Origin of the sequence: Phenylobacterium sp., from assembly GCF_036723115.1 — a bacterium.
In the GTDB taxonomy this organism is placed as follows: Bacteria; Pseudomonadota; Alphaproteobacteria; order Caulobacterales; family Caulobacteraceae; genus Phenylobacterium.
In genome coordinates this window covers 1-7,627 of sequence record NZ_DAIMHV010000127.1, presented here as the reverse complement: position 1 = coordinate 7,627, position 7,627 = coordinate 1, and the positions used below count along the sequence as shown (strand labels likewise).

The 7,627-nt window shown below is 69.9% G+C and carries 7 protein-coding genes and 2 pseudogenes; 3 read left to right on the top strand and 6 right to left on the bottom strand.

The features are described 5' to 3' along the window. From V7D28_RS12055 to V7D28_RS12045, 3 genes and pseudogenes are all read left to right on the top strand, one after another. Window positions 1-639, top strand: a pseudogene (locus V7D28_RS12055) (NAD(P)(+) transhydrogenase (Re/Si-specific) subunit alpha); the annotation flags it as partial. Window positions 640-668: 29 nt separating this feature from the next. After that, on the top strand, window positions 669-986 hold the full coding sequence (locus V7D28_RS12050; RefSeq protein WP_333587626.1) for a proton-translocating transhydrogenase family protein: 318 nt from the start codon (window positions 669-671) through the stop codon (window positions 984-986). 22 nt (window positions 987-1,008) lie between these two features. Beyond that, window positions 1,009-2,427 (top strand): NAD(P)(+) transhydrogenase (Re/Si-specific) subunit beta, encoded by a 1,419-nt coding sequence (locus tag V7D28_RS12045; RefSeq protein ID WP_333587625.1) that lies wholly within the window; start codon window positions 1,009-1,011, stop codon window positions 2,425-2,427. Window positions 2,428-2,431: 4 nt separating this feature from the next. Here the strand turns inward: V7D28_RS12045 and V7D28_RS12040 are convergent, their stop codons facing one another. The 6 genes and pseudogenes from V7D28_RS12040 to V7D28_RS12015 form a co-directional block, all read right to left on the bottom strand. After that, the gene (locus V7D28_RS12040; RefSeq protein WP_333587624.1) at window positions 2,432-2,833 is read right to left on the bottom strand and encodes a hypothetical protein; all 402 of its coding nucleotides are present in this window, start codon (window positions 2,831-2,833) and stop codon (window positions 2,432-2,434) included. Then, window positions 2,821-4,155: a tRNA lysidine(34) synthetase TilS gene (gene tilS, locus V7D28_RS12035; protein ID WP_333587623.1), complete on the bottom strand. Its 1,335-nt coding sequence runs from the start codon at window positions 4,153-4,155 to the stop codon at window positions 2,821-2,823. The genes V7D28_RS12040 and tilS overlap by 13 nt, the downstream gene beginning before the upstream one ends. Beyond that, a complete protein-coding gene (gene ybgF, locus V7D28_RS12030) occupies window positions 4,146-5,021 on the bottom strand; it encodes a tol-pal system protein YbgF (RefSeq protein WP_333587622.1) in 876 nt (291 codons plus the stop codon). Before ybgF ends, tilS begins: the two co-directional genes overlap by 10 nt. Window positions 5,022-5,173: 152 nt before the next feature. Continuing rightward, window positions 5,174-5,722: a peptidoglycan-associated lipoprotein Pal gene (gene pal, locus V7D28_RS12025; protein ID WP_333587621.1), complete on the bottom strand. Its 549-nt coding sequence runs from the start codon at window positions 5,720-5,722 to the stop codon at window positions 5,174-5,176. 131 nt (window positions 5,723-5,853) lie between these two features. Beyond that, a complete protein-coding gene (gene tolB, locus V7D28_RS12020) occupies window positions 5,854-7,152 on the bottom strand; it encodes a Tol-Pal system beta propeller repeat protein TolB (protein ID WP_333587620.1) in 1,299 nt (432 codons plus the stop codon). A gap of 13 nt (window positions 7,153-7,165) precedes the next feature. Further along, window positions 7,166-7,627: pseudogene (locus V7D28_RS12015) on the bottom strand (energy transducer TonB); the annotation flags it as partial.

Below are 7,627 nucleotides of genomic sequence, written 5' to 3'. Positions count from 1 at the left end.
GTGGCCGCGGCCAAGGTGTTCGTCATGGGGGCGGGCGTGGCCGGCCTTCAGGCCATCGCCACGGCCCGTCGCCTGGGCGCGGTGGTCACCGCCACCGACGTGCGCCCGGCCGCCAAGGAACAGGTCCAGAGCCTGGGCGCCAAGTTCATCGCCGTGGAGGACGAGGAATTCAAGGCCGCCGAGACCGCCGCCGGCTACGCCAAGGAAATGAGCGCCGAGTACCAGGCCAAGCAGGCCGAGCTGGTCAGCGAGCACATCAAGAAGCAGGACATCGTCATCACCACGGCGCTCATTCCAGGCCGCGCCGCGCCGCGTCTGGTGAGCGCCGCCCAGGCGGCCTCCATGCGGCCGGGCTCGGTGATCGTCGACCTGGCGGTCGAGCAGGGCGGCAATGTGGAAGGCTCCCGGGCCGGCGAGGTGGTGGAGTTGGCGGGCGGCGTGAAGATCGTCGGTTACGCCAACCTGCCCGGTCGGATCGCCGCCGACGCCTCGGCCCTCTACGCCCGAAACCTGTTCGCCTTCACCAGCCTGTTGCTGGACAAGGACGGCGCCTTCGCCCCGGACTATGAGGACGAGATCCTCAAGGCCGCCCTCATCACCCAAGGCGGGGCGGTGGTTCATCCCGCCCTGGCCGGCTGAGCCCCGCTGATCAAGAGAGAGGACGATCCATGGAAGCTGTCGATCCCACCGTCTTCCGCCTGGCGATCTTCGTGCTCGCCGTCTTCGTGGGCTATTACGTGGTCTGGAGCGTGACGCCGGCCCTGCACACGCCGCTGATGGCGGTGACCAACGCCATTTCCTCGGTGATCATCGTGGGCGCCCTGCTGGCGGCCGCGGCCCACGGGGCGGGCGGGGAGCTGACCTCCAGCGTGATGATCTCCAAAGGGGCCGGCGCGGTCGCCGCGGCCCTGGCGGCGGTCAATATCTTCGGCGGCTTCCTGGTCACCCAGCGCATGCTCGCCATGTACAAGAAAAAGCAGAAGTAGAGCGGGCTCGGGGGCAAAGACCATGAACGCCAATCTCGCGGCCATCCTCTACCTCGTCTCCGGGGTCCTCTTCATCCTGGCCCTGCGCGGCCTCTCCAGCCCGGAAACCAGCCGGGCGGGCAATCGCAACGGCATGATCGGCATGGCCATCGCCGTGGGCACGGTGATGGCCACCCTGTTCAGCCAGGGCGCCCTGGACGGCCTGACCCTGGCCCTGATCGCCGGCGGTGTCGCCGTGGGCGGCGGCGTCGGCGCGGTCATCGCCCGCAAGGTGGCCATGACCTCCATGCCCCAGCTGGTGGCCGCCTTCCACAGCCTGGTGGGCCTGGCCGCCTGCCTGGTGGCGGTGGCCGCCATCTATACGCCCGAGGCCTATGGCATCGGCGTCACCGGCGCGATCCACACCATCTCGCTGATCGAACTCAGCCTGGGCCTGGCCATCGGGGCGGTGACCTTCACCGGCTCGGTGATCGCCTTCGCCAAGCTCAACGGCAACATGTCGGGCGCCCCGATCCTGCTGCCGGCCCGCCACCTGCTGAACATCGCCATCGCCGGCGCCATCGTGGCCCTGGTGGTGGTTCTGGTCCTGAGCGGCGGCGGCGCCATCTGGGCCTTCTGGGGGATCTTCGCCCTGGCCCTGCTCATCGGCGTCACCCTGATCATCCCCATCGGCGGCGCCGACATGCCCGTCGTCGTCTCGATGCTGAATTCCTATTCGGGGTGGGCGGCTGCGGCCCTGGGCTTCACCCTGGAGAACACCACCCTGATCATCACGGGCGCCCTGGTGGGCTCGTCCGGCGCCATCCTCTCCTACATCATGTGCAAGGGGATGAACCGGTCCTTCATCTCGGTGATCCTGGGGGGCTTCGGCGCCGACGATTCCGCCGCCGCCGCCGCCGGAGGCAGGGTGGAGACCCGGCCCGTCAAGCAGGGCTCGGCCGACGACGCGGCCTTCATCATGAAGAACGCCTCCAAGGTCATCATCGTACCGGGCTACGGCATGGCGGTGAGCCAGGCCCAGCACGCCCTGCGCGAAATGGCCGACGTCCTGAAGGAAGAGGGCGTGGACGTGAAGTACGCCATCCACCCGGTGGCCGGCCGTATGCCGGGACATATGAACGTCCTGCTGGCCGAGGCCCAGGTGCCCTATGACGAGGTCTTCGAGCTGGAGGACATCAACTCCGAATTCTCCACCGCCGACGTGGCCTTCGTCATCGGGGCCAATGACGTGACCAATCCCTCGGCCAAGACCGATCCCCAGTCGCCCATCTACGGCATGCCGATCCTGGACGTGGAAAAGGCGCGCACCGTCCTCTTCGTGAAGCGCGGCATGAGCTCGGGCTATGCCGGGGTGGAGAACGAACTCTTCTTCCGCGACAACACCATGATGCTGTTCGGAGACGCCAAGAAGATGGTCGAGGGCATTCTGAAATCCCTCTGACGGGTCAGGCTCGCCGGGGGCGCCCGAAGGCGGCGAGCGCCAGCAGGGCGCCGCCGGCGGCGGCCGCCACCGCCGAGGCGCTCATCCACAGGGGGTAGTCCAAGGTGGCGAGCGTCCAGGCCAGGAAGAGGGCGAAGACGCCCGCAGTGACCCGCCCGGCGAGCGCCCGGCGCCCGGCGATCAGACACGCCACGGCGACCCCGGCCAGAACGCCTAAGAACCAGCCCAGGACGATGAAGACCTTGGCCTCGCGGGGGATCAGGTCCAGCGCGGTGCGCAGGGCTGCGGGATCGGTCAGGTTCACGCCCTGCGGCGGAAACAGCATGTGGCCGATGGATTCGATGGTGGCGATGACCACCAGGCCCGTCAGCAGGCCCGCCACCACCCCGATGATCACGCGCAGCATCCGGTCTCCTCAAGTTTCGTCACGGGCCCTTGCGCCTCCCAGCCGGCCAGGTCGGCCTCGTGGGTCAGCAGGCCGCAGGCGGCCGCGAACCTGACCTCCGCCAGGGGCTGGGCGGTGACGCCGGCCGCCGGCTCCAGGGGGGGGCAGACCACGCTCTCGCCCTGACGGACGACCGGCAGACCCCATCGCACGGCCGGCGGCCATTCGCCAAGGGCCCGCCGGGCGTCCGGAGCAAGCGCCCCGGCCTGGCCGAACAGGGCGGTGACTTCCAGGGCGCGATCCTCCGGCGCCTTGAGGCGCCAGCGACCGTCCCAGACCCCTGACTCGCCGGCCTCCAGGCGCAGGCGGGCCATCCCCCCGCGTCGCGCCTCGCCAGGTTCGCGGCACAGGCGCAGGTCCGCCCTGCTCGCCTCGAGGCGCGCGCCGGCCAGGGTCGCCGTGAAGACCTTGCCGGACATGATCTGATCGCACAGCCCCGCCAGGGCCTCGCCCCTTGGGGGACGCGACGTGCCGGCCGCGCAGAGACAGGCCGCCGCCAGGGCTGCGGCGCGGGCCGCCGGAGACGCGGCTTCGAACATGGTCCGGTCCCAGACAATCTGGCCAAGCTCATGGCGCGCCGCGCGGGCCAGATCGGCGAGTTCGCCGGCGCGGAGTGCGGACGACGGCTCTGAGCCCGGAGCCGTGGCTCCCATCGCCAGGGCCGCCCGCGCGCGACTTCGGGGGCGGGTGAGGTCCTCATTGGCCGGGTCGTCGATCCAGCTTTCGCCTCGCCCGGCCAGCCAGGTGCGCAGGTCGCGCCGACCCCAGCCCAGCAGGGGGCGCAAAAGGTGCAGGCCGCAGCCCTCCGGCCAGACCGGGCTGGGGGCCCAGGGGCGGGGATCGGGAACCGACCCGCCCCGGGCGCGCATCAGCTGGGCCTCGGCCACATCATCGGCCGTGTGCCCCAAGAGCAGAACGCGGGCGCCCGCGGCGCGGGCCGCGACGGCGAGCAGGCGATGTCGGGCCAGACGGGCGGCGGCGGCGAGGCCCGTCGTCGGCTTTGGCCCCGTCCATTTCAGGGCCAGGAAGTCCAGGTGCAGACGTCGCGCGGTTTCGGCGCAGGCCTGCGCCCAGTCGCCAGACGCCGCCTGCAGCTGGTGGTCCACGTGCAGGACGATGAGGCGGCGGCCCCGGCGCCTGGCCCAGTCGCAGGCGCCCAGCAACAGGGCGTGGCTGTCGCCGCCGCCGGAATAGGCCACCGCCACCGGCCAGCCCGCCCGGGGCAGAAGACGCTCGTCCAGTTCCGGAAAGCCCGGGGCCGGGCCTGCGGGGTCTAGCCGCACCGCGCCTCGGTCCGCGCCGCCGTCGCCCGCGAGCGGATCGAGGGCGCGGCGTTGGGATAGCGGCGGTTCAACTCGCCCAGGGCCTGACAGGCCTCAGCGTTGCGGCCCAGCGCGATGAGCGAGCGCGACAGCTCCAGCACCCCGTCCGGCGCCCAGGCTGTCTGGGGCCAGCCGCGGATGGCGGTGATGAAGGCGCTGGCGGCCTCGGCGTCGGCGCCACGCACCACCAGGGTCTTGCCCAGCCAGTAATTGGCCTCGGCCGCCTGCGGGGCGTTGGCGTGGCGGCTGGTGAAGGCCTCGAAGGCCGCTTCGGCGGAATCGTAGTCGCCGCTGAGCATCAGGCCGCGCGCGCGATCGAAATCCTCCGCAGGCGAACCGCCGCCCGTGGCCGGCCGGGGCGCCGGCAGGACGCCCAGCACGCCCGAGCCCGGTCCTCCGGTGAGCGGAGTGGAACTCTGGCCGAGCGGCGGGGCGCCGGTGAAGGCCTCCAGATTGCCGGCCCGGTCGCGCAAGGTCGAGAGCTGCGCCTCCAGCGCGCTATTGGCCTCGCGGGTCTGGCGCAGCTCGAAATTGGTGCGCTCGATCTCGCTGTTCAGGCGGGTCAGCACCTGTTCCAGGTCCGCCACCCGGCGGTTCAACTCCTCCAGACGGAAATCGGTCTCCGCGGGCTGGACGATCACGGGGCGGCCGGTGTCGCGTCCCTGGAAGACGATGGAGCGCAGTTCGCGCAGCACCTGCTCCATCCGGTCCAGACGCCGGGCGTCACGGGCGTCGAGGGGATCAAGCGGTATCTGGGCGGTCGCCGCGAAGGGGACGGCGAGGCTGCAGACCAGGACGAAGGCCAGGGCGGATCGGTGAAGGCTCATGCGGCGGATCATCTATGGGGCCAGGCGGCGAAATTGGGGCGGGCTCAACCATGGGGCTGGGCCGCGGGTGGGGCAAGCGTCCGCGGGGCGGCGCGCAACGCAAAGAGGGGACCCGAAGGTCCCCTCTCGTCCGTTCCCGTAGAGGATCAGACTTAGTTGGCGCCGGAGGTGATCGCCGTGTGGGCGTTCCGGTTGCGCTGATAGGCTTCCTCGGTGGTGCCCGGATCGATCGGGCGTTCCTTGCCGTAGGAGACGGTGGTGATGCGGTTGGCCGAGACGCCGCGCGAGACCAGGACGTCGCGCACGGAGTTGGCGCGGCGGGCGCCCAGAGCCAGGTTGTATTCGCGGGTGCCGCGTTCGTCGGCATTGCCTTCGATGCGGATCATCACCGACGGATAACGGTTCAGCCAGGCGGCCTGGGCGTCCAGGACCGGGCGGGCGTCGGCGCGAACGGCGTAGGAGTCGAAGTCGAAATAGACCCGATCGCCCACATTGATCACGAAATCTTGCACGGTCCCGGGGACCGGGCCCTGGGTCATGGGCGGCGGCGGCGTGCCGGGCTGGGTGGCCGGCGGCGGGCCGGGCTGGCTCGGCACGGTCGGCTCGGGCTTGGGCCGCGAGGCGCAGGCAGTCACCGAAGCGGCGGCCAGTGCAATGAGGGCAAACTTCGCGGCCTGCTTGGTCATGGTGCGAGTGGTCATCGCGCAGTAGTCCTTTTTCCTAGTTTTGACACGCGGCGCACCAGGCGCCCAGAAACACAATCTCTAGCTTGGCTATAAGAGATGCTTACTTTACGCCACTGAGGATTTTCAACCTCCGACCCGATCACTTGTCAGTTAAGTAACGGGGACCAGGCCGGGTCAGACCCAGACTGCGGGTAGGGCGCAGGTCGAACCACCCGCCCCGTTACGTCGACGGTCCACAAACGCGGCGGGCCGCCGGGTGTTTCACGGGAGAACATCAAAACTCTGCCGTTGGGCGCCCAAGTCGGTCCCTCGTCCAGATAGCTGGAGGTCAGGAGCCGTTCGCCGGAGCCGTCCGGACGCATGATTCCGATATGGAACCGTCCGCCCGCCTGCTTGGTGAAGGCGATGAATTCCCCCGTGGGACTCCAGACCGGCGTCATGTAGCGCCCCTGACCCCAGGACACCCGCCGCTGGCCAGAGCCGTCGGCGTTCATCACGTAGATCTGGGGGCTGCCGCCCCGGTCGGAATTGAAGGTGATCTGGCCGCCGTCCGGCGAGAAGGACGGTGAGGTGTCGATGGACGGATCGCTGGTCAGGCGGCTGGCCGAGCGGCTGCGCAGGTCCATGACGTGGATGTCGGTATTGCCGCCGCGTTCCACCGAAAAGGCCACCTTGCCGCCGTCCGGCGAAAAGCGCGGCGCGAACACCATGCCGGGATAGTTGCCCAGGGTCTCGCGGCGGCCCGTCTCCAGATTGAACAGATAGATGGACGACCCCTCCGGCCGCAGGGCCATGTAGGTGATCTCCTGGCTGGTGGAGGAGAAGCGGGGCGTCATGACGATGTAGGAGCCGTCGGTGAGATAGCTCGGATTGGCGCCGTCCTGATCCATGATGGCCAGGCGCTTGATCCGGTCCACCCGGCCGCCGCTCTCGGCCACAAAGACCACCCGGGTGTCGAAATAGCCCTTTTCGCCGGTCAGCCGCTCATAGACGGCGTCGGAGATCTTATGGGCCACCCTGCGCCAGTTTTCCGGCGTGGAGGTGAATTGCATCCCCAGCAGCTGGGTCTCGGAAAACACGTCCCACAGCCGGAAATTGACGGTCAGGCGGCCGCCGGCGTCCACCGTGACCTCGCCGTTCACCAGGGCCTGGGCGTTGATGGTCTTCCATTCGGCGAAGCGCGGCTGATAGCGGACGTCCAGGTCGCGCTGGATGAAGGCGGCCGGGTCCAGCGGCCGGAAGAGGCCCGAGCGCTCCAGATTGCCGGTGATCACCTGGGCGATCTCTCCGCCCCGCTCGCCGGTGAAGCCGGGCACGGCCACGGGCAGGGGCTGGATGTCGCCGCGGTTGACGTCCACCTCGATCTGGGCCGAGGCCGGCGCGACAAGGGCGCCCATCCAGAACAAGGCGCCCAGCAGGGCGACGATCAGAGGTCTCAGTCGCATGGGGTCTGGCTCCTTAATTGTCGGCGCACGCCTGGGCGGCGTTGAAGGTCACGGCGATCTGGTCACCGTAAAACTCGCGAGGCAATGTCGTGAACGGCGCCGAGGCATAGACGGCGCGAATGGCCCGCTCGGCGGCGGCCCGCACCACCGGATCGGATGAGGATTCCTGGCCGCCGGCCCGCACATCGCCCACCACGCGGCCGTCGCTGCCCAGGCGGAAGGTGACACGCACACGCACGGCGCGGGCGGCCTCCACATCGCAATTGGGATTCCAGCGCCGCTGCAGTTCGTCGGCGAGGCCCGACATGGCCGCCGCCGAGGCCGCCGATCCGGTGGTGGCGCGGGCGTCGCGCGCCGTCTCCGGTCGTGACGGACCCTTGGGCGCCGAGGCGCGGGAGCCCTTCAGGCTGTCGGCCAGGGCGTCCAGGTCCAGGCTGTTATCCTTTTTCGGGGGGGCGGCGGGTCGAGGCGCGGG

Coding starts and splice junctions, on each gene's coding strand:
- V7D28_RS12050 (WP_333587626.1), top strand. CDS start 669: ATGGAAGCTGTCGATCCCACCGTCTTCCGCCTGGCGATCTTCGTGCTC.
- V7D28_RS12045 (WP_333587625.1), top strand. CDS start 1,009: ATGAACGCCAATCTCGCGGCCATCCTCTACCTCGTCTCCGGGGTCCTC.
- V7D28_RS12040 (WP_333587624.1), bottom strand. CDS start 2,833: ATGCTGCGCGTGATCATCGGGGTGGTGGCGGGCCTGCTGACGGGCCTG.
- ybgF (WP_333587622.1), bottom strand. CDS start 5,021: ATGAGCCTTCACCGATCCGCCCTGGCCTTCGTCCTGGTCTGCAGCCTC.
- pal (WP_333587621.1), bottom strand. CDS start 5,722: ATGACCACTCGCACCATGACCAAGCAGGCCGCGAAGTTTGCCCTCATT.
- tolB (WP_333587620.1), bottom strand. CDS start 7,152: ATGCGACTGAGACCTCTGATCGTCGCCCTGCTGGGCGCCTTGTTCTGG.